This is a genomic window from Algihabitans sp., from assembly GCF_965226985.1.
GTDB lineage: Bacteria > Pseudomonadota > Alphaproteobacteria > Kiloniellales > DSM-21159 > Algihabitans.
Genome location: NZ_OZ245712.1, coordinates 964,875 through 991,519 on the forward strand (window position 1 = coordinate 964,875; position 26,645 = coordinate 991,519).

Annotated in this window: 26 protein-coding genes and 1 pseudogene; 9 read left to right on the forward strand and 18 right to left on the reverse strand. The window is 63.1% G+C overall.

All coding sequences use genetic code 11. From position 1 onward, the window contains the following. Positions 1–41: 41 nt before the first annotated feature. Positions 42–1,064 carry a toll/interleukin-1 receptor domain-containing protein gene (locus tag ACO054_RS04250; RefSeq protein WP_421709206.1) on the forward strand — a complete coding sequence of 341 codons (1,023 nt, stop codon included), beginning with the start codon at positions 42–44 and terminating at the stop codon, positions 1,062–1,064. Next, positions 1,048–1,257, forward strand: a pseudogene (locus tag ACO054_RS04255) (hypothetical protein). The gene ACO054_RS04250 and the pseudogene ACO054_RS04255 overlap by 17 nt, the downstream one beginning before the upstream one ends. 117 nt (positions 1,258–1,374) lie before the next feature. On the opposite strand, the gene ACO054_RS04260 reads toward ACO054_RS04255, so the two are convergent. The 7 genes from ACO054_RS04260 to ACO054_RS04290 all read right to left on the reverse strand — a co-directional run bounded on the left by ACO054_RS04260 (position 1,375) and on the right by ACO054_RS04290 (position 7,834). Next, complete coding sequence (locus ACO054_RS04260) at positions 1,375–2,535, reverse strand: iron-containing alcohol dehydrogenase (protein WP_421709207.1); 1,161 nt, start codon at positions 2,533–2,535, stop codon at positions 1,375–1,377. A gap of 325 nt (positions 2,536–2,860) precedes the next feature. Next, the gene (locus tag ACO054_RS04265; protein ID WP_421709208.1) at positions 2,861–3,766 is read right to left on the reverse strand and encodes a polysaccharide deacetylase family protein; all 906 of its coding nucleotides are present in this window, start codon (positions 3,764–3,766) and stop codon (positions 2,861–2,863) included. Then, a complete protein-coding gene (locus ACO054_RS04270; protein WP_421709209.1) occupies positions 3,763–3,972 on the reverse strand; it encodes a hypothetical protein in 210 nt (69 codons plus the stop codon). The genes ACO054_RS04265 and ACO054_RS04270 overlap by 4 nt, the downstream gene beginning before the upstream one ends. 310 nt (positions 3,973–4,282) lie before the next feature. Continuing rightward, entirely contained in the window at positions 4,283–5,665 is a 1,383-nt protein-coding gene (cysS, locus tag ACO054_RS04275) for a cysteine--tRNA ligase (RefSeq protein WP_421709210.1), read from the reverse strand. Then, a complete protein-coding gene (locus tag ACO054_RS04280; protein WP_421709211.1) occupies positions 5,662–6,063 on the reverse strand; it encodes a hypothetical protein in 402 nt (133 codons plus the stop codon). Before ACO054_RS04280 ends, cysS begins: the two co-directional genes overlap by 4 nt. A gap of 48 nt (positions 6,064–6,111) precedes the next feature. Next, positions 6,112–7,308, reverse strand: a complete 1,197-nt coding sequence (locus tag ACO054_RS04285) for a CobW family GTP-binding protein (RefSeq protein ID WP_421709212.1) — start codon at positions 7,306–7,308, stop codon at positions 6,112–6,114. 19 nt (positions 7,309–7,327) lie between these two features. Continuing rightward, on the reverse strand, positions 7,328–7,834 hold the full coding sequence (locus ACO054_RS04290) for a Fur family transcriptional regulator (protein WP_421709213.1): 507 nt from the start codon (positions 7,832–7,834) through the stop codon (positions 7,328–7,330). A 120-nt stretch (positions 7,835–7,954) separates the two neighbouring features. On the opposite strand from ACO054_RS04290, the gene folE reads away from it, so the two are divergent. From folE to ACO054_RS04305, 3 genes are read left to right on the forward strand one after another with little or no spacing between them, the layout of a single operon-like run. Continuing rightward, positions 7,955–8,596 carry a GTP cyclohydrolase I FolE gene (folE, locus tag ACO054_RS04295; protein ID WP_421710327.1) on the forward strand — a complete coding sequence of 214 codons (642 nt, stop codon included), beginning with the start codon at positions 7,955–7,957 and terminating at the stop codon, positions 8,594–8,596. A gap of 35 nt (positions 8,597–8,631) precedes the next feature. Continuing rightward, on the forward strand, positions 8,632–9,861 hold the full coding sequence (gene zigA, locus ACO054_RS04300; RefSeq protein WP_421709214.1) for a zinc metallochaperone GTPase ZigA: 1,230 nt from the start codon (positions 8,632–8,634) through the stop codon (positions 9,859–9,861). Next, positions 9,858–10,553, forward strand: a complete 696-nt coding sequence (locus ACO054_RS04305) for a DUF1826 domain-containing protein (protein WP_421709215.1) — start codon at positions 9,858–9,860, stop codon at positions 10,551–10,553. The genes zigA and ACO054_RS04305 overlap by 4 nt, the downstream gene beginning before the upstream one ends. Before the next feature lie 183 nt (positions 10,554–10,736). On the opposite strand, the gene ACO054_RS04310 is transcribed toward ACO054_RS04305, so the two are convergent. The 3 genes from ACO054_RS04310 to ACO054_RS04320 form a co-directional block, all read right to left on the reverse strand. Then, positions 10,737–12,086, reverse strand: a complete 1,350-nt coding sequence (locus ACO054_RS04310) for a short-chain fatty acid transporter (RefSeq protein ID WP_421709216.1) — start codon at positions 12,084–12,086, stop codon at positions 10,737–10,739. Between the two features lie 723 nt (positions 12,087–12,809). Then, a complete protein-coding gene (locus tag ACO054_RS04315) occupies positions 12,810–14,003 on the reverse strand; it encodes a serine hydrolase domain-containing protein (RefSeq protein WP_421709217.1) in 1,194 nt (397 codons plus the stop codon). Between the two features lie 110 nt (positions 14,004–14,113). Continuing rightward, positions 14,114–15,757, reverse strand: coding sequence for a flavin-containing monooxygenase (locus ACO054_RS04320; protein WP_421709218.1), 1,644 nt, complete (start codon positions 15,755–15,757; stop codon positions 14,114–14,116). Positions 15,758–16,065: 308 nt separating this feature from the next. Between ACO054_RS04320 and ACO054_RS04325 the strand changes: the two genes are divergently transcribed. Beyond that, positions 16,066–17,013: a helix-turn-helix domain-containing protein gene (locus tag ACO054_RS04325; protein WP_421709219.1), complete on the forward strand. Its 948-nt coding sequence runs from the start codon at positions 16,066–16,068 to the stop codon at positions 17,011–17,013. Here ACO054_RS04325 and ACO054_RS04330 read toward each other — a convergent pair. From ACO054_RS04330 to denD, 8 genes are all read right to left on the reverse strand, one after another. Further along, positions 16,986–17,792 (reverse strand): hydroxypyruvate isomerase family protein, encoded by an 807-nt coding sequence (locus tag ACO054_RS04330; protein WP_421709220.1) that lies wholly within the window; start codon positions 17,790–17,792, stop codon positions 16,986–16,988. The genes ACO054_RS04325 and ACO054_RS04330 overlap by 28 nt on opposite strands. 14 nt (positions 17,793–17,806) lie before the next feature. Then, entirely contained in the window at positions 17,807–18,454 is a 648-nt protein-coding gene (gene otnC / locus ACO054_RS04335) for a 3-oxo-tetronate 4-phosphate decarboxylase (RefSeq protein ID WP_421709221.1), read from the reverse strand. After that, complete coding sequence (gene otnK / locus ACO054_RS04340; protein WP_421709222.1) at positions 18,451–19,701, reverse strand: 3-oxo-tetronate kinase; 1,251 nt, start codon at positions 19,699–19,701, stop codon at positions 18,451–18,453. The genes otnC and otnK overlap by 4 nt, the downstream gene beginning before the upstream one ends. Then, positions 19,702–20,625: an L-threonate dehydrogenase gene (gene ltnD / locus ACO054_RS04345; RefSeq protein ID WP_421709223.1), complete on the reverse strand. Its 924-nt coding sequence runs from the start codon at positions 20,623–20,625 to the stop codon at positions 19,702–19,704. Between the two features lie 3 nt (positions 20,626–20,628). After that, positions 20,629–21,912 (reverse strand): TRAP transporter large permease, encoded by a 1,284-nt coding sequence (locus ACO054_RS04350; RefSeq protein ID WP_421709224.1) that lies wholly within the window; start codon positions 21,910–21,912, stop codon positions 20,629–20,631. After that, positions 21,909–22,442, reverse strand: a complete 534-nt coding sequence (locus ACO054_RS04355) for a TRAP transporter small permease (protein WP_421709225.1) — start codon at positions 22,440–22,442, stop codon at positions 21,909–21,911. Before ACO054_RS04355 ends, ACO054_RS04350 begins: the two co-directional genes overlap by 4 nt. 116 nt (positions 22,443–22,558) lie before the next feature. Next, positions 22,559–23,530, reverse strand: a complete 972-nt coding sequence (locus ACO054_RS04360; protein WP_421709226.1) for a TRAP transporter substrate-binding protein — start codon at positions 23,528–23,530, stop codon at positions 22,559–22,561. 33 nt (positions 23,531–23,563) lie between these two features. Next, positions 23,564–24,550 (reverse strand): D-erythronate dehydrogenase, encoded by a 987-nt coding sequence (gene denD / locus ACO054_RS04365; RefSeq protein WP_421709227.1) that lies wholly within the window; start codon positions 24,548–24,550, stop codon positions 23,564–23,566. 162 nt (positions 24,551–24,712) lie between these two features. Between denD and ACO054_RS04370 the strand changes: the two genes are divergently transcribed. From ACO054_RS04370 to ACO054_RS04380, 3 genes are all read left to right on the forward strand, one after another. Further along, positions 24,713–25,726, forward strand: a complete 1,014-nt coding sequence (locus ACO054_RS04370) for a LacI family DNA-binding transcriptional regulator (protein WP_421709228.1) — start codon at positions 24,713–24,715, stop codon at positions 25,724–25,726. A gap of 109 nt (positions 25,727–25,835) precedes the next feature. Further along, a complete protein-coding gene (locus ACO054_RS04375; protein ID WP_421709229.1) occupies positions 25,836–26,210 on the forward strand; it encodes a hypothetical protein in 375 nt (124 codons plus the stop codon). Between the two features lie 22 nt (positions 26,211–26,232). Continuing rightward, positions 26,233–26,643: a DUF983 domain-containing protein gene (locus tag ACO054_RS04380; RefSeq protein ID WP_421709230.1), complete on the forward strand. Its 411-nt coding sequence runs from the start codon at positions 26,233–26,235 to the stop codon at positions 26,641–26,643. Positions 26,644–26,645 lie beyond the last annotated feature (2 nt).

The window sequence follows — 26,645 nt, forward strand, 5'->3', positions numbered from 1 at the left end:
TCGAGTGTTTCATAAAATTAGTTGCTAAGATGAGAAGTAAAATGAAATATTCTCTTGATGGAAAATGGGATCTTTTCATATCTCATGCGTCCGAAGATAAAATTGGGTTTGTGCAGCCACTAGTATCTGCCTTATCCGCATTAGGAGTGAATGTATGGTATGATGAATTCGAATTGAAGGCAGGCGATAGTTTAAGCCGCAGTATTGACAAGGGTTTATTGCATTCGAGTTTTGGAATCGTAGTGTTAAGCCCTGCTTTTTTTTCAAAAAATTGGCCAGAATATGAGCTTAGAGGCCTAAATTCTAAGGAAATTATTAGCGGGAATAAAGTAATCATTCCTATATGGCATCGTGTTAACCAAAGTGATGTCTTGTCTTTCAGCCCTTCATTGGCAGACAAATTTGCCATTCAGTCTGAGAAAATGACGCCAGTTCAAATTGCAGTTAGAGTTATTGAAATTATTCGCCCAGACTTGTTGCGTGCTATACAAAATCGGATACTCTGGAACCTGCGCCGTAGATTATTTGAGGTGCAAGAAATTCCGTTAGATCAGCTAAAAAAGTCCCCGTTGATTCATAAGGAACTCCCGGATGATTTGGTGGGCAGGGTAAGATTTATAAGAGCAGCCCTACTAGATGTGTTCCCAGATTCAATTGAAAATTGGATAGATGGATTTCTTAGAGATGCACACCCTTCAACAGAAGTGGGGGTCTGGGAGGGGATTGTTACAGCACTCCTCGAACTCCAAACTCGAAAAGGCCACCACATGTCTGGGGATTATAAGAGAGAGGCCCTGAGGATTCTGCTTAGTCTTTCAGTGGGCGTAGATTATCGGAGAGTCCGATCATCAGCGTCTGCAATGAGTGTCGCCGACGTAGATATGCTTGTGAAAATCTGGGTTGGCAATAAAGAAAAAATAGATTTTGAATGTTTCAAAAAAGAAGCTGAATTAAATAAAGAAGATACTTCGTTTATTGGTGCTATTGATAAGGAGAGGTTTCCAGAAGATTTTCCCGAAGAATTGATTTCAGAGCTTTTGCGCTCTTATGATTTTAAGATTTAGAAATCTGACCTACGATTGTGTCTGTGTTCTGCGTGCCATCACCTCCACCGACAGCATGACAACCGGAAGCTGCCCCTTCGAACACGAGTTCTTGGTACACACGGCGACGCGGATTATCAATTAGGTCCGTGGCATCAACCGCGCGGTTTCTGACGTCACGAGCAAGCCCCTGGGAACTATCGAGTGGGAGTGATCCCAGAGCGCTGGAGACAGTCCTGGTCATGATTGTCATGGCGCTAAACGCTGAGAGGCTTTTCACCGTTTCCGTAAAGGACGGACCGCCGTTCAAGCTGTCAGGCGATCCAGTGATCTAGCCTTGGTAAGCGGCCTGGTAGAGCGTAATCACCTCATCCTTGTCTGGCTGTTTCGGGTTGGTTACGCCGCAAGCATCCCGCATCGCATTGTCGGCCAGCGTCGGAAAGTCCTCGGGCTTGACGATATCGAACGCGGCCAGGTTCGGGGGAATGCCGACCTCTGCCGACAAGGCACGGATCGCGGCCAGTGCCGCCTGAGCGCTTTCCGCCGGTGTCATGTCTCGTGTGTCGACACCCATGGCCTCGGCGATCTCGACGAAGCGCTCCGGCACGGCCAGGGCATTATAGGCCTGGACGTGCGGCAAGAGGATCGCGTTGCAGACGCCGTGCGGCAGGTCGTAGAAGCCGCCCAGCTGATGGGCCATGGCATGGACGTAGCCGAGGCTGGCGCTGTTGAACGCCATGCCCGCGAGAAATTCGGCATAGGTCATCATTTCCCGCGCTTCGTGGTCGTGGCCGTCCTTCACGGCCCGCGCCAGGAACCCCGAGACCAGCTTGATAGCATGCAGCGCGGCCGAGTCCGTAACCGGTGTCGCGGCCGTGGAGACATAGGCTTCGATGGCGTGTGTCAGGGCGTCCATCCCGGTCGCGGCGGTCAAGGCCGGCGGCATGGCCTCCATCAGGTCGGGGTCGTCCACAGAGAGGGTTGGGGTCGTCCGCCAATCGACGATCGCCATCTTCACGTGGCGGGTCTCGTCGGTGATGATGGCGAAGCGGGTCATCTCGCTGGCGGTTCCCGAGGTCGTATTGATGGCGACCAACGGCAGCATCGGTTTGGTCATCTTATTGATGCCCTCGAAGTCGCGGATGTCACCGCCGTGGGTTGCCAGGATCCCGATGGCCTTGGCCGCGTCGTGGGGCGACCCGCCGCCGAACGAGACGATGAAGTCGCATCCTTCCTGTCGGAGCAGAGCGGTCCCGGCATCGACTTGAGCCGTGGTCGGATTGGGCTCGACCCCGTCATAGACCGCGTAACCGACGCCGATGCCGTCGAGCAGATCGGTCACGACCTTGGTTGCCTTCAGCTCCTGATGCAGGGGGGCATCGGTGACGATGAGGGCTTTCTTGAAACCAAGCGCCTGGATCTCCCGGCCGGCATCGGCAAGACCGCCGGTACCCATGATGTTCACCGCCGGCATAAAGAAGTAGTAGGCCATACCTTCCTCCCGTGGTTCGCGTATCGACCGGAAACCCCCAGATGTAACCCCACGTATAGATTGAGAGTTTGCGAACAAAGCCATTTGAGCGCAAGCGGTGACTTTGGATCGCGAGCGGACTCCGACCGTGCCCCAGCTGCCGGGCTCGGTTGATGGGCCGGCTTTTGTTGATGGGGCCAGCTTTCTGGGGATCGCGACGATCCGAGCCTCAGTCAGACGGCGAGTGTCCGGGGAGAAATCGTTCCGGAACGTTCCTTTGGCCCAAAACCTCAATGTACCCAGATATCTATCGACAGTAGAGCGGGAATGAGGCCGATGTCGTCGCCTATGTTTGCGAACCCGGCACCACGCCGGGTGGCAAGCTCGTGACGTGATCGGCGATCTCGCCCGGCCGCGTGAACCACACCTGCCCGCTGTCGGCCTGTGTCCGAATATGCTGAAGCGCGCGTCGGAGCTGGGTCAGCCGGAAGGGCTGTCCGACGATGGGCGTGTGGAGCGAGGCGGCGCAGACCAGCGGCTGCTGTGCCGACTGACGCAGCATTTCGTCGAACTGATCGACGATCATGCCGGTGAAGTCGGCCGCGGTGTGATGCCGGGTGAGCATGGCCGGGGCGTCGTTGATCTCAACCGGATAGGGCATCGCCAACAGCGGACCGGCACGGGTCGTCAGCCAGACCGGTTGGTCGTCCAGCGGCCAATCGAGCACGTAGGTGTAGCCCGCTTCCCTGAGCAGGTCGGGGGTGACCCCCGTTTCCGAAATCCAGGGACCCAACCACCCCCGAGGTTTAGAGCCTTCATGCCGGGCGATCGTCGCGGTCGTCTCCTCGATCAGCGCCCGTTCGGCCGCCTCGTCGAGATCGCCCTGACGTTCCGAGTTCGTCCGGCCGTGCGCGACGATCTCGTCGCCACGTGCCCGGGCGCGTTCGAGAATCTGCGGTGCATAGTCGTAGACGGTCGAGTTGACCAGAAGGCAGGCCGGGAGTTGCAACTCGTCGAGAAGATCGAAGAGTCGCCAGATGCCGACACGCAGGCCGTAATCGCGCCAGGCAAAGTTCCTTACATCGGGCTGAGGGGTCGCATAGGACGGCGTGTGGCCGAGCCCCTCGCCGAAATGGAAGTGCTCCACGTTGATGGCAACATAAAAGGCCAGCTGCTTCCCATTGGGCCAGTCGTACCGCGGTCGGTCAGGGAGGGGGCTGTAGCTATAGCGGCCGTGCGTCTTGAGGATCATCGTAGCTCTTGCTCCGCCTGCTCGAACCAACCAACGACCTGTGCGAGATGAACCTCGCCCCAGGTAGCAATGAACTTCTGCGTCCGTTGGTCGGCGGGATCGCGAAGCGCCGCCAGACGCTGTTCGACGTAGGTCGGGGTAAGTTGGATGCCGCAAAGCACTGTGATGCAGTGCTTCCAGTCGTCGTAAGTCTTGAGAGCCTCCATCGCGCTCACCCTGCCGCAGCTTCTGCAAGCTGCGCCACGGCATGCCGGGGTGCCTTCCTGTCGGCGAGTGGGACGGTGCGGACACGAAGGGCGGCGGTCGGTGTTGAAGCCGCTTCTTGCGCTAGGAAGGCAGCAGGCAAGGCAGCCTGACGAGTGAGCGGAAAAGAGGGGAGGTGGGTCGATTCCATGGATGGGCCTTTTCGTCAGGCTTGGTGGGATTGTTCACGACGAGAGTGCCTGTGCTGGCGTCGTCGCGATGTGGCGCATGCTGTCAAGGTCAGCGGGCGCCTGGACTGAAGCGTGGCAACCATTAGCCGGCCCGTCGCCAGACCGGGCCTTCAGCGCGATCCTCGACAACAACGCCAACCGCGACGAGTTGGTCGCGGATCCGATCTGCGGTGGCGTAGTCACGTGCCGATCGCGCGGCCTGCCGTGCATCGACCAGACGCTGGATCTCTGCTGTCGCTTCGTCCGCCCCTGAGGGCTGTCCGAACCAGGCGGCAGGGTCCTGCTGCAAGAGGCCCAGTAGGTGGCCGGCACCGCGCAAAGCTGCCTTGTAGGCGGTTCGATCCGCCTGGGCGGTCGCCTGGCGTGCCGCCTTTGCCATCCGGAAGAGTTCAGCGATAGCCCCCGGGAAATTCAGATCGTCCTCAAGGGCCGCCTCGAAGGCATCGAGCAGGCCGGGCGGGCAGGCAACATCAGGCGCATCGCCAAGATCGCGGAGCGTCCCGTAAAGACGGTCGAGACCCCGCTTCGCCTGAGCGAGTCCCTCGGCGCTCCAGTCGAGCGGCTGGCGATAGTGTGCGCCCAGAAGCGCGAAGCGGATGGCTTCGCCTGGCGCTTCCTTGAGCAGATCGCGGACGAGAAGCACGTTGCCGAGCGACTTCGACATCTTCCGGCCCTCGACGGTGATGAAGCCGTTATGAACCCAATAGCGGCAGTAAAGTTCCCCGTCATGGGCGCAGGTGCCTTGGGCGATCTCGTTCTCATGGTGCGGAAAGACGAGGTCCTGGCCGCCGCCGTGGATATCGAGTGTCGTGCCCAGGCACCGCTCGATCATGGCCGAGCATTCGATATGCCAACCGGGCCGTCCGCGGCCCCAGGGGCTTTCCCAGCCCGGCAGGTCCGGTGTCGAGGGCTTCCAGAGAATGAAGTCCGCCGGGTCGCGCTTGTAGGGCGCGACCTCGACCCTGGCGCCGGCGATCATCTCATCACGATTGCGACCGGACAGAGCTCCGTAAGCTGAAAACGTGGGTACGTGGAACAGGACGTGCCCCTCGACCGCATAGGCATGTCCGCCCGCGATCAAGCGTTCCACCATGTCGATGATCTCGGGAACGTGTTCCGTCACGCGCGGTTCGAGATCCGGCGTCAGGACTCCGAGCGCGGCCATGTCGGCATGGTAGGCCGCGATATAGCGTTCCGTGATGGCCGAGATCGGCTGGTCGACCTCCTTCGCAGCGGTGTTGATCTTGTCGTCGACATCCGTGAAGTTGCGTGCGTAGACGACACGCGCGAAGCGCCGCCTCAAGAGGCGATAGAGAACGTCGAAGACGACCGCCGGGCGGGCATTGCCGATATGGGCAAAGTTGTAGACCGTCGGCCCGCAGACGTACATCGTTACGTGGTCTGGGTTTGCTGGGACGAACGGCTCTTTGGTTCGCGTTATGGTGTTGGTCAGGTAAAGCGTCATGGCATTGTCTCGTCGTATTGCGTCTCGTCGTATTGCGTCTCGTCGTATTGCGTCTCGTCGTGTTGCGTCTCGTCATGCTGCGGACGGCCTGGCAGCTCGACGTAAAAGCCGCCGCCGTTCGCCTCGGGCAAGGGGTGAAAGCGCATGACGAGCCCGTGCTTGAGCGCTTCGAGGAGCTGCCGCCCAATCGGCAGGAACAGGGTCTCTCCACTGGTCGCGGTGGCCGGATCGATGCGGATCACCGCGCTTGTCGGCCCGTCCGAAGGCGACCGTTCCAGCATCTGGGAAACCGCCGACTGAGCGTGGTCTGGGGAGACTGCTCGCAGATCGAGCGTTTGTTCACCCTGTGCACTGTCACCGACAAGCGCGCGGAGGCTGTCGGGTTCAAAAAAGGGCATGGCGGGCCCTTCCTGATCGAAGACGATGCAACGGGGACACCAAATCCGTCATGGGCCCGCCTGGTACCGGGCGACCTCGCTATCGCCCGACTCGCGCGGTCCGAGCTCCGGCTGCTGGACCTCGGCGTTGGACAGCATCTTGAGCGTCTCGCGGAGAGCTGATTCCTGGATGTCCCGCGTGATGAAGACGATCCGGGAGCGGCGATCTTCGCTCGGCCATTCCTTGAGCATAACTGCCGGGTGGAAGATGTGTTGAACGCCGTGAATGACGACCGGCCCCTCCATATCGACCACATTGACGATCCCTTTGACGCGCAGAAGATTTGCGCCCCGGAAAAGGAGGAGCGTTTCGAGCCAGAGATCGAAGGCATCGCTGCGGATCGGTTCATCGATTGTGAGGCAGACCGCTTTGATGTGAGCGTCATGGCGATTGACGTTGTGCTCATGAGGGTGCGCATGGCCGTGATCGGCTGTCCCGTGTTCATGCCCGTGTTCATGCCCGTGTTCATGCCCGTGTTCATGCCCGTGTTCATGATCGTGCGGCTCGGCATAGGCCTCCGCCTTGAGCCAGTTCTGTACATCGAGGCTCTTTGTCCTCGGGTCGTAAAGACCGGCATCGAACAGCGATGCCGGATCTGTGACGCCGTTCTCCGCGATGATCTGCGGAGCCGCAGGATTCAAGACTCGCAGACGGTCCTGCAATCTGTGCAGAGCATCGGCATCGACGAGATCGGCTTTCGTTATGATCAGTCGATCAGCCACCGCCGCTTGCTTCACTGACTCGATCTGGCGATCGAGCGTGTCGCAGCCGTTGATCGCATCGATCGTGGCGATGACTCCGTCGAGGCGATAACGCCGCGTGATCGCCGGTTCTGTCATGAGGGTGTGCAGGATCGGGGCCGGATCCGCGAGCCCGGTGGTTTCGATCACTACCCGGTCGAACCACAGCTCACCCCCACGTGCGAAGCGTCCGGGGGCCTCGCGCAAGCTCTTGGCGAGGTCGCCGCGGATGGTGCAGCAAAGGCAGCCGCTCGACATCTCGATGACCGCGTCATCTTTGCTATGCGTGACGAGGTCGTGGTCGAGTCCGATCTCGCCGAACTCATTAATCAGCACAAGTGTCCGGCCGAGTGCGGGCTGCTGGATCAGATAGTTGAGAACTGTTGTTTTGCCGCTGCCTAAAAACCCGGTTAGCACCGAAACCGGCAGGCGCTGCGACGATCCGTCGAGGTCCCAGCTTTCCATGGCGCTCGTTCCTATCTGCTTAGGCTGACCCGGCTGCGATACAGCGCGCGCAGGTGCCCTCTATTTCGATCACGCGCCGTGTTGGGCGGAAGCCGATACAGGTCGCGTTCTCGGAGATCAGTCTTTCGATCCGGGCGTCCTCCATCTCGAAGGATGCTCCGCAGTTGCTACAGATGAAGAACAGGCAGTCGTGCTGTCGCTCCGGGTGTGTGCAGGGAACGTAGGCGTTTCGGCTTTCGATCTTCGCCACAAGTCCCTGGGATATCAGGAACTCGAGCGCACGGTAAACGGTGGGCGGTCCGACTGGACGGGAGTCCCGGAGCTTCAGCGCTTCGATCAGTTCGTAGGCGCCTGCCGGGCGACCGCTTTCCCAAAGCAATTCGAGTATCTGGCGCCGAAGCTTCGTAAGTTGCGTTCCACGCGCATCACAAAGGGACACTGCCAGTGCGACCCGTTCAGCCGGTGCGTGCTGCCCGCGGCAATGGGGGTCTTTGCAGGGCCGGGGCTGGGGCAATCTGAGTGTCATGGCTTCGCCATTGTTGCGTTCTCGATTAGCAACGTTATAACGTTACGTTCTTTGATTGCAAGAAGCGCGCCCTTGATCGCCGAGGGGCTGGCCGCAGGAGGGCCTAGAATGGACACAGTCATGGTCGAGAGCCGATCTGAAGACGCAGCTCTCACCAACTCTGGCGGGCGCCGACGGCCCAGCCAGGCGGAGGCGGAAGCTGCGGTACGGACGCTGATCGAATGGGCTGGCGACGACCCTGACCGCGAAGGTCTGGTCGGCACGCCTGAGCGCGTGGTCCGGGCCTACGAGGAGTTCTTTGCCGGATACAACGAGGATCCGATCTCGCTGCTTGCGAAGACGTTCGAGGAGACCGCCGCCTACGACGAGATGGTCGTCCTGCGCGACATCCGCCTAGAGTCCCATTGCGAACACCACATGGTGCCGATCCTGGGGAAGGCGCATATCGGTTATCTGCCGGCCGGTCGCGTTGTTGGGATCTCCAAGCTCGCACGCCTTGTCGAGGTCTTCGCCAAGCGCATGCAGATCCAAGAGGCGCTGACGGCGCAGGTCGCGGACACCATTCAAGAGGTTCTGAAGCCGCGCGGCGTTGCCGTCGTGATAGAGGCGGCGCACCAATGCATGACGACACGCGGCATTCATAAGCCGGGAGTCAGCATGGTGACCAGCCGCATGCTCGGTTGCTTTCGGGACGACCCGGCGACCCGCCGGGAGTTTCTCGCGATGATCGGGAGTCCTCGGAGCGCTCCGCTGGAGAGCTGAAATCAGCGACGATACTGACAAGAGAGCCGCCGTCCATGAGTGAAATCTCCTCGTACTCCAAGCTTCCCGTTACGGTCCTGTCCGGATTCCTCGGAGCCGGCAAAACGACCTTGATGAACCACATCCTCAACAACCGTGAAGGCAAGCGCGTCGCGGTCATCGTCAATGATATGAGCGAGGTGAACATCGATGCCGATCTCATCCGGGACGGCGGCGCGGACCTGAGCCGGACTGAAGAGACCTTGGTCGAAATGACCAACGGCTGCATCTGCTGCACCTTGCGCGACGATCTTCTCCAAGAGGTGCGTCGCCTCGCTCAGGATGGCCGGTTCGACTATCTTCTCATCGAATCGACCGGCATCTCCGAGCCGCTGCCTGTCGCCGCAACCTTCAACTTCCGCACGGAAGACGGAGAAAGCCTTGAGGACGTGTCGCGCCTCGATACGATGGTGACGGTGGTCGACGCCGCAAACCTGCTGCGCGATTATGCTTCGACCGATTTCCTTAAGGACCGCGGTGAATCGCTGGGCGAAGAAGACGACCGCGTCCTGGTCGATCTGCTCGTTGATCAGATTGAGTTCTCCGACGTCATCATCTTGAACAAGATCGATGCCGCGTCGCCGGATCAGCGCGATGCCGCACGCAAGATCATCCGATCGCTCAATCCCGACGCGGAACTGATCGAAACCACCATGTCGCGTGTCCCTCTGGACAAGGTTCTGAACACCGGCCGGTTCGATCACGACAAGGCCCAGGAACACCCGCTGTGGTTCAAGGAGCTCTACGGCTTCGCGGAGCACAAGCCGGAGACGGAAGAGTACGGGGTACGCAGTTTCGTCTATCGGGCGCGTCGCCCTTTCCATCCGGAAAAGTTTCACGCCTTCGTCAATACCTCCTGGCCGGGAGTCATCCGCGCCAAAGGGCATTTCTGGTTGGCGACCCGGCCGGAATGGGTCGGCGAGCTCAGCCAAGCCGGAGCCCTCGTGCGTCATGAGGCGATGGGCTTCTGGTGGGCAAGCGTGCCGAAAGAACGCTGGCCCGATCACCCGGAGTGGCGCCAGCACATCGCCAAAGCCTGGGATTCCGTCTATGGAGACCGCCGCCAGGAAATCGTCTTCATCGGAACTGATATGGACGAGGCCGAGATCCGGCGCCGGCTCGACTCCTGTCTCGTCGGCGATGCCGATGCCCTTGCCATGCAACTTTCGGCCTGGAAAGAACTGAAGGATCCCTTCCCGGTCTGGAAGCGCGCCGAACCGTCATGACCGACCCGTTCCTGTTGGCGGAACCCGCAGCGGTTTCGAGTCCCGCTCTGTTGGGTAAAGGCATTGCCTTCTGCGACACGTCGGATGGCCTTGCCGCCATAGACCAACCCGACACGGATCTCGTGGTCTGGCGGCGCGCGCTTCCCTCGCACTTGAGAACCTGGCTCGACGGTCTGGAGGCGTCCTGTCTGCCCGATCTGCGGCTGCTGGTTCGGCCCGACGACCTGCGACGGGCGCTGCAGCCACACCTGGATGCCTGCGGTTTACCTTCCGGGGATCTGCGTGACCTGCTGATCCGAGATGTCGAGGATCTCGTGTCGACCTTTTCGAAGGCGACCCAGACAGATCTTGTCGATGTCAGGCTGGAGCGCGTCGATCACGATGCTTGTTGGAGATTTCACCGCGATTGTGTGGAGGCGCGTCTGCTGACGACCTATCGCGGCCCCGCGACCGAATGGGTCCAGCCGACCCACGGAGAGCAGGCCTTGCGCGAACAGAAGCTGTTCACCGGGCCGATAGAGCGCCTTGGCGCCCATGACGTCGCGATCTTCAAGGGAAGCTGTGCCGGACCGGGCAGCGGGATCGTACATCGCTCGCCCCCGATCACCGGCACGGGGCGCACGCGCTTGCTGCTCTGTCTCAACAAACCTTCGGTGGTCTCGCCTGCGGTGTGGTCTGCGGAAGGCCGTTAAGTCTTGTTCGAGTCACGTAGTCCGAAATGCTGAGCCTAGCTTCCGTGCTCTCCTGAACATGGTGTCTTCAAGCTGCAGTCTGGACGGATCCGTGACTACCTGCTTGAGAAGCTCGGCTCGTAGGTGACTCGCCAAAAGGTGAGGCCGACTCCGTAACTTTTGTGCGCGGTCGTGTCCCCTGCACTACCCCCCCATGATCAGCAGTGCTCCGCCCAGGACGAGGCCGGCGGCGAAGAAGACCATGAAGCAGTAGCCCATGATTTCGCGCATGTGCAGGCCGGCGATGGCGAGCAGCGGGATGGTCCAGAAGGGTTGGATCATGTTGGTCCACTGGTCGCCGTAGGCGACGCCCATCACGATCTTGGCCGGGTCGGTGCCCAGCTGCTGGGCTGCCTCGATAAAGATGGGACCTTGGACCACCCACTGGCCGCCGCCGGAGGGGATGAACATGTTGATCAGGCCGCCGGACAGGAAGGCCCAGAAGGGCAGGGTGTCCTTTGTCGCGAAGGCCTCGAACCACTCGGCGATGACGCCCGCCAGGCCGGTGGTGATCATCACGCCCATGATGCCGGCGTAGAAGGGGTACTGCAGCAGCACTTGCCCGACCGTCTGACTGGCGTTGGCCACCAGACGCACGTAGTGCTCGGCTGAGCGGGCGAGCAGTAGGCCGAGCGCGAGGAAGGACCAGTTGACGATGTTGAGGGTCAGCGAGAAGCCCTCGGTCGCGAACCAGAAGATCAGATAGCCGACCAGCATGGCACCGATGCCGAGGTTGAAGACCTTGTGCCGGTCGAGCCTCTGGCCCGTCGTCCGGGGCGCGGGGTCCGGCGGGTCGGCCGGTACGGGGGCCGCGGCGTCGGGAATTTCGACGATCCTCTCGCTGCGACCGCGCGGATGCATCAGCATGCAGGTGAGCGGGATGACGATCACCATGGCCAAGACGGTCAGAAGGTTCCAGGTCGCGAAGATCGTCTCCGTGACCGGGATCGTGCCGCCCAGCATCTCCTCCAGCGCGTGGCCGGGCGTGGCGACGAAGAGGGGAGCGGAGCCGGAATAGCCCATGTGCCAGACGACCCAGCCCGCATAGGCAGATGCGACCAGCAGCGGATAGTGCACCTTGATGCCCCGTTCCCTGGCGACGATCCCGACCCCTTGCGCCACCAGGGCGCCGACGATCAGGCCGAGGCCCCAGGAAAACAGGCTGGCGCCATGCCCGATCAGGCAGGTGAAGAGGTAGGCCTGATAGCTCGTTCGGGGCACGCTGCAGAGCCGGGTCAGAAGCCGCCTGACCAGATCGGTATGGGCCAGGGCATGGGCTGTGATCAGGGTGATCGCGATCTGCGCCATGAAGGCCAGCAGGTTCTTCAGGCCGCCGCCCCAGGCATCCAGCACCTCCACCGGGCCGGCCGGGGTCAGCAGGAGAGCGAGCGCGACCACGATAAAGGTCAAGCCAATGGCGAAGATAAAGGGATCCGGATAGTAGCGCTCGACAAACACGACGAAGGGCCGAACGGCTTTGTTCAACAGGTTCATGGAGCCCTCTGGGAGAATTCGTGAAACTCGTTCGCGTTGATATGGCGAAGGACAATTCACGACCAAATCACGATGATTTTTATAAATCACATTAATATAGTGATATTTGCATATTTCATCGATCTTTCGGCTGGTGTGTTCGAAGCGCTTACTCGCACAGGGGTAAGCGGATGACCGGCGGTCCGCCGATCGCTTGCCTGTCTTTCATCGCGCTGGCGCCTGCCAGATACCTAAGCAGCCGGAGCGGCCGGTCGCCGCCCTGCCGTCTGTGGTGGCGCCCGATCGTTGGCACGCATATCGCACGGAGGCGCAGGAATTTTCCACTAAACTCCAAGGGCGCTGCCGTGAAGCAACTGCGCTCTGAAGCCCGTACCGCCGTTTCCGCTTCGTCGGCCGGGCCTGCAATCCTTGCGCGGGACCGGAGGGCGGCTGGCGATCTTATCGGTCGGCGAGAACGATGTTCGAGAGTACAGACTGGACCGTGTTGGTGAGCGGCTTTTTCGGCGGTGCGCTTTTTGGTGCTCTGGTGACCTATCTGGTTCAGAACAGGCGTCAAAAAGACCGTAGCGAGAAGGGTGCTTCGTGATCCGGCGAATCATGACCAACCCGATTTAGGGGCTCGGCAGGCAGGGCTGCAGCACGTTACGAACTGGTGCCCAGCGGACTTCGAGCCCGCGATAAGGCCTCCGTCGACCGCCTAGATGAAACGCGGTTGCAGACCTATCAGGCGGCCAATCCCTTCTTGAGCTGTCGATAGAAGCCCGTTTCCAAGTCGAGGTAGCCGCCGAAGGAGGCCGGATCGCCGAAGGGCAGGATTTGGGTCGCCCAGAAGCCGCCGTAGCCGTTCGCGCGGTCGATCCAGTAGAAGAGGTTGGCGAGACCTGCCCAGCCGAGCGCGCCTGCCGGCCGCCCAGTCGGGGCCTCCTCGTCGTTGACCATGAAGCTGAAGGCCCAGGACTTCGACAGGCCGGGAAAGAACTCCGCGTCGTTGGACAGCGCCGGGATCACGCCGGGCAGCATCGTCACCTTCTTGTCGCCGAGGTGGTTCCTCTCGGCCATCCGCACGGTATCGGGCTTCAGCACCTGACCTTGCTCGCCCCGACCGTCGTTCAGCCACATGCGGATGAACTTCATGTAGTCGCCGACGGTGCCGTAGAGCCCGTGCCCGCCCATGTGGACCTCCGGCGCCGAGGGCAACTCAAACTCCATCGGCGTCAGGGAGCCGTCGTCGTTGCGCATATGCATGCCGGCAAGGCGGGCGCGTAATCCGTCGTGCAGTTCGAAGGTCATGTCCTCGATGCCCAGGGGCTCGAAGATCCGCTCCCGGAAGACCTCGCCGAGCCGCTTGCCCGCGATGCCCTCGACGACCTGCCCGCACCAGTCCAGATTGGTCCCGTACTCCCATTTCTCCCCGGGATCGAACAGCAGCGGGGTTGTGAGCGCCTGCTTAGAGGCTGTGATGACGCTCGGCTGACCCTTCTCTTGGGCCAGACGGTTGTAGGTCTCGTTGAAGAAGTCGTACCCGAAGCCGGCGGTGTGGAGCAGCAGCATGCGCGTGGTGATGTCGCGTTTTGGAGCGCGAAGCTGCGGTTCGCCCTTGGCGTCGAAACCCTCGATCACCTGAAGCGTCCCGATGTCCGGCGCATAGGTCTTGGCCGGCGCATCGAGATCCAGCTTGCCCTCCTCGACAAGCTGTAGCGCGGCGGTTCCGGTGATCGCCTTCGTGGTGGAGAAGAGGGCGAAGGCGGTATCGCGGGTCATATCGGCCTGGCCGCCGAGCACACGCTTGCCGGCGGCGCCTTCGTAGATGTTTCGGTCGCGGTCGGTGACCATCGCCACCACGCCGGCGACGGCCGGATCGCCGGTCACCGCGTGGTTCAAGATGCCGTCGGTTGTCTGCTTGAAATCGCTTGTCATCGTCTGCCTCCCTTACGCCCCAACCGCTCGACTTGCGGACTGCCGCTCTGCGGAGCGAGTCGCCTTCTGCCGAGTTGCTATCTGTCGGGGCGATGTTTGCCGTCGCGGCTTCACTGTTTGACGAAGCCTTCGTAGCCCTTCGCCGCAATCTCGTCGCAGATCTTGCGGTAGGCCCCGACGCCGCCGGTATAGGATAGGACCCGGCGCGGTTTCCCCGGTACGTTGGAGCCGAGATACCAGGAGGTCGTCTTGGAGATCAGGGTGGCCGCCGCCGTCTCGTCGTGATGCGCGACCCAACGGTCCTCCGTCTCCCGGCTGGGCTCCATCACCTGCAGACCTTTCTCACGCAGATGCGCGATGCAGTCGCTGATCCACTCCGTCTGCTGCTGCAGGCAGGTGGTCATGTTGCAGAGCGCGGCGGAGGGCGCCAACGGTACGGCCGTGGTGAAGAGGTTGGGGTAGCCGTGTATCTGGAGCCCCATGGTGGTGCGGATGTCCTTGCCCCAGTCCTCGGTGAGGGAGCGGCCCTCCCGCCCGCGAATGTTCATCCGCGTCAGCGCCCCGGTTCCGGCGTCGAACCCAGTGGCAAGCACGATGATGTCGAGTGGAACAACCCTGCCGTCGGCTGTCTGGATGCCTTCGGGAACAATTCGCTCGATTGGATTGTCGCGAAGGCTGATCGCTTCGACGTTGGACCGCAGATAGGCTTCGAGGTAGTCGGTCTCGAGCGGGACGCGGTGCGTCCCGAATCCGTAGTTCTTGGGAATCAGAAGATCGCAGAGCCTCTCGTCCTTCAGGCGCGCGCGCATCTTTTCGCGCACGAAGTCGGAGACCTCGGCATTCACGGCCTCATCGAAGAACATCTCGCCGAAAGAGGCGAGCCAGAGCTTGAGCGAGCCGTCAGCATAGACCTGCTCCAGGACGTCGCGACGCTGCTCGGGCGAGAGCTCCGCCCAGGTATGTTCGAAATCGTACTCGAAGCCGGTGAAGGTGTGCGGAAGCTTACTCTTCAGGTCTTCGAAGCGATCCTTGTAGGCCGCGACCTCCTTCGGCCCGTATTTGGGATTCTTCATGGGCAGCACGTATTGCGGCGTCCTGACGAAGACCTTCAGTTCCTCGACCTTGTCGGCGATGGTCTGGATCACCTGGATGCCGGTCGCGCCGATGCCCACCACGCCGACTCTCTTACTGGCGAAATCGATCGGCTCACGCGGCCAGCGCGCTGTGTGAAAGATCTGGCCCTTGAAGCTGTCCTGACCCGGAAAGGGATCGGTCATAGGGGCGGAGAGCATACCGCAGCAGGCGATCAGGAACCGCGTTTCCACGGTCTCGCCGTCGGCGGTCTCGACGTTCCAGCTTCGGCTGTCCTCGTTCCAAGATGCGCCGGTAATCGCCGTGTCGAACTGGATGTCCTTCCGCAAGTCGAGGCTGTCGGCCACGTAGTGCATCCAGCGCTCGATCTCCGGCTGTCCCGGAAAGCGCTCGCTCCAGCTCCAGCCTTTGTAGAGGTCTTCGGAGAAGAGGTACTGATAGATGTAGGCCTCGGAATCGAAGCGGGCACCGGGATAGCGGTTCCAGTACCAGGTGCCGCCGACATCCGATGCCTTGTCGTAGGCCCGCACCTTCAGGCCCTGCTTGCGGAGCATGTGGAGCTGGTAGAGACCGGCGACGCCGGCGCCGATGATCATCGCGTCCAGCTTTTCGCCGGCGGCTTTCCCGTTCTTCGAAACGGCAGTCTTGTGGTTCGTCGTCATAAGAGCCTCGTTTCCTTCCCGTTTGCTTGCCGAACATGTTCCGCCTGTCCGGTTCTGAATGCGCAGGGCATCCGGCTCGAAAAGGCTAGCGGCGCAAACGGCGGAGGGTCTTGAAGGATCTCGGCAAAGGCTTGAATGATCGGCGCAATGCCTGAGCGTTCATCCAGGACTTACGGCTTGGGCGTCGTCGCTCAGGCAGGCTTTCCATCTCTCGGACCTGCGTCCCAATTGCCAGCCGACGCCGTCCTATGTACCATAATATGCAAAGTCGGCGGATAGAGACCGGCAGCAGACAGGGAGGAGATCCGATGGCGAAACTGCTCGCCCCGGAGGATCTACCCGTGTGGGTGCCCGGGAAAGTCCTCTCCAAAAGCGACGATCTCGGCTGGAAGGGCGTCGCCCTGCGGTCCTACCGCTACAAGGGGCAGGACGTCCACATCCCGGCGATGCGGGACTTCATGCTCGTCTCCTACCGAACCGGCGTGACGCCGATGGAACGGCGCTTCGACGGTCGATGGAGCCGCACCACCTGCGGGCCCGGCGCCGTCTCCTTGCTGACGCGCTCTCAGACGTCGCATTGGTGCTGGACCGAGGATGTGGAGGTGACCCACGTCTACTTGTCCCAAGGTTTGGTCTCGGAGGTTGCCAGCGAGGTCACGGGACGAACGGTGGCCGAGGTCTCTCTCGCGGATGTCCTCAGGACCGACGATCCGGTCGTGACGGCGGCGGTCGAGGCGATTTCGGCGGAGGCGGCGGATGTCGGTCTGGGCGGTGCGCTCTACGTCGAGTCCGTCGCGCGGCAACTCGTCATTCATCTGCTTCGCCACTACGCCGCCGTTCGCCTTCGGTCTCCCGAGCGAAGCGGGCAGCTTTCGACGGCTCAACGACGCACCGCCGCCGACTTCATCGAGGCCAATCTGCAGAACGGATTGGATCTCGCGACCATGGCGGCGGTGGTCAACCTGAGCGCTTCGAGTTTCGCCCGCCACTTCAAGCGCAGCTTCGGGGTCCCGCCCTACGCCTACGTGATGGAACGCCGGCTGGACCGCGCCAAATCCCTGCTCGTCCAAACGGGCCTGTCCGTGAAGGCTGTCGCGGCCGCCTGCGGTTTTGCCGACCAGGCGCATCTGACCCGTCTGTTTGTGCGTCGCTATGGAATGACACCGTCCATCCTCCGCAAGCAGAGCAACGCTGCTCTTTTCCCGTCGGACGAGAAGGAGGGTGACGATCAGGTGACCGGCGTACCGATGGCCTGAAACTGAGGCAGCCAGGAGAGGCTCGACTCGGTCGTGCTGTTGCGTGGCCGATACTCGGCTCCGACCGGCGATTCCCACCCCTGGGCGTGCAACCAGCTACAGAGCCAGAAGAGGTCCACTTCGCCGGCGCCCGGCTCGCCTCGGTCGGGCACGGCGGCCATCTGGACATGGCCGATCAGATCGCGATGGCGCGCGAAGCGGCCCGTCAGATCGCCGCCCATGATCTGCAGATGATAGCTGTCGAACATGAGCCGCAGGTTGGGGGCGTCCACGGCGGCGATCAGCTCGGCCCCGTGATCGAGGTCCGTGAGATGATAACCGGCGACGTCTCTCAGGTTCAGGGGTTCGATCAGAACCGTCACCTCTCCTCCGACCTTACTCGCGCGGTCGCAGGCATAGGCGAGACTGTCGCGAAACACGGCGTCCGCACTGCGTCGCCTCTCGGCGTCCTCGCCGCTGCGGCCGGCCATGACGTGGACGGCCTTGGCGCCGATCGCCTGAGCGTAGTCCATCGCCTGGTCGATGGCGGTCCGGGCCTCCGTCAGACGGTCGGGCAGGGCGCAGAGTCCGAAGTCTCCGGCGGCGCGGTCGCCGGGCCAGGTGTTCAGCCCCAGCATTTCCAGGCCGGTATCGGCCAGTGCCGCGCGCACCTCGCCGGGGTCTTCGGTGTAGGGGAAGTGACACTCGACGGCATCGAAGCCGGCCGCTGCCGCTGCGCGGATCGCGTTGGGCAGCGGTCGGTCGGTGAAGAGAAAGCCGAGATTGGCGGAAAAACGCATTGGAGTCCTCGTCCTCACTCCCAGTCGACATCGAAGGCGGTGACGACCTCGCGGATCTGCTGCTCCGTCAACCCGAGTGTCGGGGTGCCGCGCAGCAGGAGGGCGAGCTTCGCCGTCTCCTCCAGCTCCTCCATGGCGTAAACGGCGGCCTCCAGCTCCTTGGCCGCGACGACGGGTCCGTGGTTGGCCAGGACCACCGCGCTGCGCCGGCCGGCCAGGCTGCGCACGGCGTCGCCCATTGCCGGGTCTCCAGGCCGGAAGAAGGGCAGCAGCTTTACCTTGCCCAGTCGCATGATCGAGTAGGCCGTTAGCGGCGGCAGCATATTGTCGGCGTCGGTATCGGTCAGAAGCGTGAGGGCGGTCGCATGAGTCGAGTGCAGATGCACGACGGCCCCAGTGGTCTTGCGCGTTTCGTAGAAGGCGTCGTGCAGTGCCATTTCCTTCGTGGGCGGGTCGCCGTCGATATGACGTCCCGTTGCGTCGAAGCGTGACAGGCGCGCGGGGTCCAGCCGGCCGAAACTGGAGCCGGTCGGCGTCACGAGCAGACCGCCGTCTTCGGTTCGAGCCGAAAGATTGCCGGAGGCACCACCGGTCAGGCCCCGGTCGAACAGGGACTTGGCCCAGAAGCAGATGTCTTCGCGCAGGCGATTGTCGCGGCTCACGACGCGCCCTCCAGAACGGCGGCGGCGCGGGTGAAGAAGTCGGCTGCCCCGAAGTTGCCGGATTTCAGCGCCAGGGTCAGGTTGTCACCGGCCCGGATCGCCGGCACGCCGGGGGCGATTTCCGGCCCGATTTCGAGTTGGCTCAAGGCGAGCCCTTCGACCACGGCTCCGGAGGTCTCGCCGCCGGCGGTGATCAAGCGGGTGACTCCGCCGGCCACCAGCCGCCTGGCCACCTCGGCGAAGAGCGCTTCGAACGCGGCGGCGACCGCTGCGCCGCCGTGCCGGTCTTGTGCGCTGCGCACCTCGTCGGGATCGGCGGAGGAATAAGCCAGCGGTAGCCCTTCTTGCGCGAGCACCCAGTCCGCCACCTCTCCCGCATCTACACGCCCCGCCATGACCGCGTCGGGATCGAGCTTCAGGACCGGATGCGCGCGCGCATGCTCCGCGACCTGGGCTCTCGTCGCCTGCGAGCAGGAGCCGGACAGCGCCGCCGCCCGGCCGGTCTGCCCGTGCCAGCTGTCGGAGCTCGCAGCGAGCTGGCCGCGCGCGCGGAAGTTCTCCGGCAGACCGAGGGCGATCCCGGACCCTCCCGTGACCAGCGCCAGGTCGGCCGCGGCCCGGCCCAGAATCCGAAGGTCGTCGTCGCGGACGGCATCCGCGACGATCAGGCGGTGGCCCTTAGCCTGTTCGCTCTCGAGCCTGGCGCGAACCGCCTCCGGTCCTTCGACGACGGCGGTGAAGGGAACGTGGCCGACGCTGCCCTTGCTTTGCCGGTCGAGCACGCGGCGGAGATCCGGGTCGGTCATGGGGGTCAGCGGGTGGTTCTGCATCCCGGACTCCGACAGCAGCCTGTCGCCCACGAACAGGTGGCCTTGGTAGACGGAGCGGCCGGTGGCGGGAAAGGCGGGACAGACGATCACCGGCGAGGCCTCTAGGGCGTCCGCAAGAGCTTCGGCGACCGGTCCGATGTTGCCCTCGTCGGTGCTATCGAAGGTCGAGCAGTACTTGAAAAGAAACTGGCTGCAGCCCTGGGCGCGCAGCCAGTCGAGCGCCTGCAACGACAGCGCGACGGCCTCCGCGGCCGGGACGGAGCGCGACTTGAGGGCGACGATCCCCGCTTCGACCTGATCGTCCGCCGGCTCCTTGGGCACGCCCACATACTGCACGCAGCGCATGCCTTCGCGGGTCAGCGTGTTAGCCAGATCGCTGGAGCCGGTGAAGTCGTCGCCGATGCACCCTAACCGCATCTAAGCTCTCCCCGGCAGGGACAGGCCGGCCTCGCTGGCGTAGAGCTGCGTGATGGCTGAGTCGTCCAGGGCGCCAAGACCCTTGCTGGAGGCCTCGCGGAAGCGGGCGAGGGCGGCGCCGGCGACCGGCGTGGAGAGCGCGGCGCTCTCGGCGATCTCGGTGACGATGCCCAGGTCCTTCGGCCAGATGTCGACGGCGGAGCGCGCCTCGTAGTCCCCTTCGACAACGCGCGGCGCGCGGTTCTCGAACATCCAGCTCGTTCCGGCTGAGACGGAGATGACCTGAAGGATCCGCTCCGGCGTCAGACCCTGGCTGATGCCGAGCGCCAGCGCCTCGCCCATCGCGGCGATATGCACGCCGGCGAGAAGTTGGTTCACGGCCTTCATCGCCGAGCCGGCGCCCGCTTCGGGACCCAGATCGTGCACGGACTGGGCCATGGCGGAGAGGGCAGGGGCGGCGGCCTCGAACGCCTGCCGACTGCCCGAGGCCATGATCGAGAGTTCGCCTTGGGCTGCACGTGCGGCGCCGCCGGAGATCGGCGCGTCGAGATAGAGGAGACCGAGTCCGTCGGCTTGTGCCGCATTGTCGCGCGCGTCCTCCGGGGAGATGGTCGCGCAACTCACGATCACTGCACCCCCCGGCAGGTGTCGGGCGAAGCCTGGATCGTCGTAGAGGATCGCACGGGTCTGCGCGGCATTCAGCACCACGCTCACGAAGATCGCAGCATCACGCGCAGTGTCCGGCGTCAGCTTTTCGCCGCCAGCCTCAATCAGCCGCGCGACGGCGCCCTCGTTGAGATCGAGCCCGAGTACGCGATGGCCGGCGCGCAGGCAGGATTGCGCCATACCCAAGCCCATCGCACCCAGACCGACGAAAGCGATGGTGCCCCGATCCGTCGTTTTCGGGTCGCTTGTCTTCGACATTCGTTAGCCTCTTCCAAGGAACAGGTCGACCGGCGCCAGGGTGATCGCCGGCACGTAGGTGATGATCATCAGGCAGCAGAAGACCACCAGAACGAACCAGATCAGCTGCGGGATGATCCGCTCGACCGGAATGCGCGCGACGGCGCAGGCGGCGAAGAGGTTTACCCCCAGCGGCGGCGTGATCATGCCGAGCGCCAGGTTCACCACCACGATCAACCCGAAGTGCACCGGATCGACGCCGTAGCTGATGGCGATCGGTGCCAGGATCGGCGCCAGCACGAGGATCGCTGCCGAGGTCTCGATGAACATGCCCACTACGAGCAGCAGGAGATTGACTGCCAGCAGGAAGGCGAAGCGGGACTCGAAGAAGGTGTTGAACCAGCCGGCGATCTCGTTGGGCAGGCCCGAGCGGGCGATCAGGAAGGAGAAGAGGGCTGCGGCGGAGATGATCAGCATGATCGCAGTGGTGGAGATCACCGTACGCTTCAGGATCATCGGAAGGTCGCGCCAGGAAAGTTCGCGGTAGAAGCCGAAGCCGACGACCAGGGCCGCCGCGACGGCGGCCGCGCTCGCCTCGGTCGGTGTGAAGACGCCGAGGTAGATGCCGCCGATGATGATGATGGGCACCATGAGGGCCGGCAGGGCGGCCAGGGTTGCGGCGCGCAGGCTGGGTCGATCGTCGCGGTCCTGCAGGCCAAGCCCGCGGATACGGCAGATGACGATCACGGTCAGCATCAGGGCGCCGGCGATCAGGATTCCCGGTCCGATTCCCGCAACGAAAAGCTGACCGATCGAGGTGTCCGTGGCGACGCCGTAGAGAATCAAAGGGATCGACGGGGGGATCAGCACGCCGAGTTCGGCCGAGCTGGCCTGAATGGAGGCTGCGAAGGGTTTGGGATAGGCGTGGCGGACCATCGCGGGGATCAGAATGGCGCCGATGGCGAAGGTGGTGGCGACGGACGAGCCGGAGACGCTGGCGAACATCAGGCAAGTCAGCACGCAGGAGCAGGCGAGCCCGCCCTGGATGCCGCCGACCATCGCCTTGGCGAGATCGACCAGCCGTTGGGAGATTCCTCCGGCGGACATCAGATTGCCGGCCAGAATGAACAGTGGGATCGCCATCAGCGGGAAGCTGTCGATGCCGGCGAACATGCGTTGCGCCACCAGAAGCATCGGCAGGCGGTCGTGCAGTTGAATGCCGACGACGGAGGCCAGACCAATGGCGATCGCGATGGGAACGCCGATGAAGATCAGGATGATGAGCGAGAGACCGATCGCGACGTTCACAGTCCGTCTCCCGCCGACTCCAGAGGTTTTTCGAGCGGGATGACGGCGGCCGCCGCGTCCCGGCTGGCCCAGGCGCGTGCGATGCAGCCGGCAATGGCGATCATCGCGAAGACCGACCCGACGGGCAGAGCGGCGTAGACCCAGGCGATGGAGACTTCCAGCGCGGCCAGCTTCTGAGCGGCGACCCGTTCCGTCATGCCCCAGCCCTGCCAGAACAGGATCGCAAAGAAGGTTGCCGAGAGCAGGTTGGCGATCAGGAACAGGCCCAGGCCGAGACGGCGCGGCAGCGAGCGCTGGATGATCTCCATCGCGATCATCGAGCCGTGCCGATAGGTTCCGGCGACTCCCATGAAGATCGCCCAGATCATGGCCGAGCGCGTGATCACCTCGGACCAGGTGGAGGGCTGTCCCAAAAGGAAGCGGGTGGTTACCTGCCACATGGCCAAAGACGCTGCGATCACCAGGAAGATCATGGAGAGCGCCAGGGCCACCCTGGTGGTCTGCCGTTCGAAGCTTTGGAAGAAGTTCATGTCACCCGACCGGCGTCTCGCGTCGCGCACAGCGAAGGGATCGCCAGGGCACGGCGGCCGGAACGATGCGCCGGCCCTGGCGATGAAGGCGGTTGGGAAGCCTTAGGCGTCAGGCCTTATTCGACGGCCTTGATGCGATCGACCATCTCGCTGCCGTACTGGTCGGTGTAGACGCTGTAGGAGGCCTCTGCGAGGTCGCGGAAGGGGGCCTTGTCGATCTCGGTGATGACCTCCATGCCGTTCTCCTGCAGCAGGGCGACGCCGGCCTCCTCCAGCCGGTTGACCTCGGCGCGGGTGGCGGCCACAGACGCGGCGGCGGCTTCCTGGAACCAGCCCTTTTCCTCGTCGCTCAGACCGTCCCAGAGAAGGGGCGACACCAGAAGCACCGCCGGCGAATAGACGTGGCCGGTCAGCGAGACGTAGTTCTGCACTTCCCAGAAGTTCGAGGCCTTGATGACGGTGATGGGGTTTTCCTGACCGTCGACGACACCCTGCTGCAGGGCCGAGAAGAGCTCGGGGAAGGCCATCGGCGTCGGGGCCGCGCCCATCTCCTCGAAGGCGGCCATGTGAACGCGGTTCTCCATCGTGCGCAGCTTCAGCCCGCCCAGGTCGTCGGGCGTGGTGACCGGCCGCACCGAGTTCGTAACGTGGCGGAAGCCGTTCTCCGACCAGGCCAGACCGATCAGGTTGTGTTCGCCGATGCTCTCCAGCAACTCCTGGCCGATCTCACCGTCCAGCGTCTTGCGTGCGTGATCGTAGTCGCGGAAGAGGAACGGCAGGTCGAGGCTGTAGACCTCCGGCACGAAGTTGCCGAGTGGGCCGGTGGAGGTGATGACCAGGTCCAGCGAGCCGATCTGCAGCCCCTCGATCATGTCGCGCTCGCCGCCGAGCTGGCCGGCAGCGGCCTCGGTTCCGGTCCAGGTGCCGCCCGACACTTCCTCAAGGGTCGCCAGGAAGGCCTTTGCACCAACGCCATAGTGGCTCTGCGGCGAGAGAGTATGACCCAGGGTGATGTTGTTCTGGGCCTGGGCTGTGCCGCTGATGGCGATCGCCGCCGCAGCGGCCAATCCGATAATCGTATGTTTCACTCTAGCTATCCTCCCTTGGGTGTTCGGCGCGTTTCACGCCGCTTCTGAAAGAGTTTGCATGTGCGCGCGCAGCAGCGCCTCGAAGTTGGCGTCGGGGGTGAATCCCAGGGCCAGCGCGCGCGGCGTTTCGATCCCGCCGGGCCAACTCGCCACGATTGCCTCGATCGACGCGTCCGGCGCCGAGCGAACGCGGGAGGCAACCTCCTCGCCGGCGACATTCGAGAGGGTGGCGAGCATCTCTCCCACGGTGACCGAGACGCCCGGTAGCGTGATCGAGGTTTCGCCCTCCAGAACGTCCTGGCGCAGGCCGGCCGCGTGGAACAGCGCCGAGCGCGCAGAGTCGGGCGACGCCAGATGCAGGCGAAGATCGGGCCCGACCGGCAGATCGGCCGGCAGGCCGGCCAGAGGTTCGCGCAGGATTCCGCTGGCGAAGCTGGAGGCGGCCTTGTTCGGTTTACCCGGCCGCACGGCGATGGTGGGGAAGCGCAGCGAGCGGCCGAGGACAAAGCCCTTGCGGCTCACATCGCGAATTAGGATCTCGCCCATCAGCTTCTGCGCGCCGTAACTGCTGCGCGGCTCGGGCTGCGTCCTGTCGGTGATGATCTCGTTGGCGGCGCAGGAGAAGACGGCGACCGACGACGCGAAGAGCAGGACCGGCGGTTCCGGCAGGCCGCGCAGGGTTTCGATCAGCGCGAGCGTCGCGCCCAGATTGACCTGCATGCCGAGCGTGAAGTCGGCTTCGGCGGCGCTGGAGACCACGGCGGCGAGGTGGACCACCAGCCCTGGTGCTTCGGCAGCAATCGCGGCCAGCGTTTCCTCGCTGTCGACCGGGCCGACGAGCGCCCGCACGCTGTTATAGGTATCGGCGAGTTGGGTCAGGGGCTCGGCGGCAAGGTCGCAAGCTAAGATCGACGACACCGGAACGTCGGCGCCGTTCACGGTCAGCCGGCCTCGACGTGCGAGCTCTTCGACGAACTGTCGCCCCAGGAAGCCGCCGGCTCCCGTGACCAAGACGCGCATCGTGCGCTCCTCCCAAGACCTTATTCTTTCGTCAAACCTGCCAGAGTTATGACAGCGCTGTCAATTGGGCTTCATTTAGCTAGAAATCCCAAGACATATCTGTGCTATGCGCTATCATCACATGAAAATTCATCTCTGGGGCGAAAGCGTGGCGCAAAGGTTGTGACGATCCAAGTCGACAAGGCGGAACGCGTAACCCTGGCCGATGTGGCCGAGGCGGCCGGTGTCAGCGAGATCACGGTATCTCGCGTCGTGCGCGGCATGGCGAACGTGTCGCAAGTCACCGTCTCCAAGGTGGAGGATGCCATCGCCCGGACCGGCTATGTCCGTAACCGTCTTGCTGGTGCGATGGCAGGGGCGGTGTCCAATCAGATCGCTGTCATTCTGCCGTCGCTCTCGAACAGCGTTTTCGCCGACGTGCTGAACGGCTTGGAGGTCCGGCTGCAGGCGTCGGGTTTTCACTCTGTCCTCGGAATCTCCAATTACGACAGCACGCGCGAGGCGCAGCTCATCGAGAGCCTTCTGGGGTGGCAGCCGGCCGGTCTCGTCATCGCGCCGACCCGGCTTTCCGACCGGGCCTTGCGCTTGTTGGAACGCAGCCGTGTCCCGGTCGTCGAGGTGATGGACATCGACCGCGATGAAAAGGACATGGTGGTCGGGATCTCGCATCGCCAGGCCGGTAAGTCGATGGCCTACTATCTGATCGGACGGGGATACCGGTCTTTCGGCTACATCGGCCACGACATCGAGGCCGACCATCGCGCCGCGATCCGCCGTGATGGCTTCCGTGCCGCCTTGCGGGAGAACGGTCTCGATTTCGAGAGCGAAGTCACCACCGAGTCGGAGTCCTCCATCCCGCTGGGGCGCAAGCTGACCGGGGAGGTTCTGTCCCAGCGGGCCCCACGGCTTCTCTATTTCTCCAACGACGACATGGCCATGGGGGGCCTGTTCGAGGCCATGTCGCGTGGTCTCCAGGTTCCCAGGGATCTTGCGGTGGCCGGCTTCAACGGCCTGCAGATCGGTCAGTCGGCCCCGGTCGCGCTGACCACCGTCGAGTCCCATCGCACGCTGATCGGTCAGCGCGCCGCCGAACAGCTGCTCGCCCGTTTTGACGGGGCGGAGGTCGAGCGCCGGATCGACGTGGGTTTTACCCTGCTACCCGGAGCTTCCGCCTAAGCGCTTCCGGACCGGATTTTGAAGATCGCCGGGACTTGAAGAGCAATAGCCCGGCGCTTGCCGATGGTTTACAGAGGCGCGACGTGCGGAGGTTGGGAGGAGACGCGCCGTGTTCGGCCTCTTCGGTCTTTTCGGGAAGTCCAAGCAGATGACGGCGCTGGAGGCGGAGTTGCGAGACGCCGGCCTGCACCCGCAGTTGCTGCAGGACTCGATCAAGCTCACCATGTTAAGGCTGCTGCCCGAGGGCGGCAAGGCGGCCCGCCCCGACGAACTGCGCGGTGCGGCACAGCTCCTGGCCTACTGCATCCTGGGGCCGCAGGACTTCGCCGAGGCGACCTCGGTGCGAGAGAAGGAGACCGTGGAGCGGCGGTTGGATGCTGTCTTGGACCATCCAGAATCGCTGGACTCCCAGATCGTCCTGCTCGCCTTGAAGACAGACAACGCCGATCCGGCGGTCGCGGAGCGCTTCGAGGTCGAGGAGTAAACGAAGTAAAGGAAGCACATTCATGCCCTCCGACAAGACTTGGCCGCGCCTGTCGCCCGTCCACACGGGGATCCGGGGAAGGTGCCCGCGCTGCGGTCAGGGGCGGCTTTTTCAGGGTTTTCTCAGTCTGCGCGAAAGCTGCGACGTTTGCGGTCTGGACTACGGCTTCGCCGATCCGGCCGACGGACCGGCTTTCTTCGTCATCTGCTTCGGCTGCGTGCCGAGCGTGGTGCTGGCGATCCTGATCGAGATCCAGTTCTCGGCGCCCTACTGGGTGCACCTGGTCACCAGCCTTCCCTTCATGCTGCTGACCTGCATTCCGCCCCTGCGGCCGCTCAAGGGCTGGCTGGTGGCGAGCCAATACTTCTACAAGGCCCGGGAGGGGCGTTTGGTGCAGCCCTCCTCGGCGACGGACGCCGACGACCCAGCTTGATT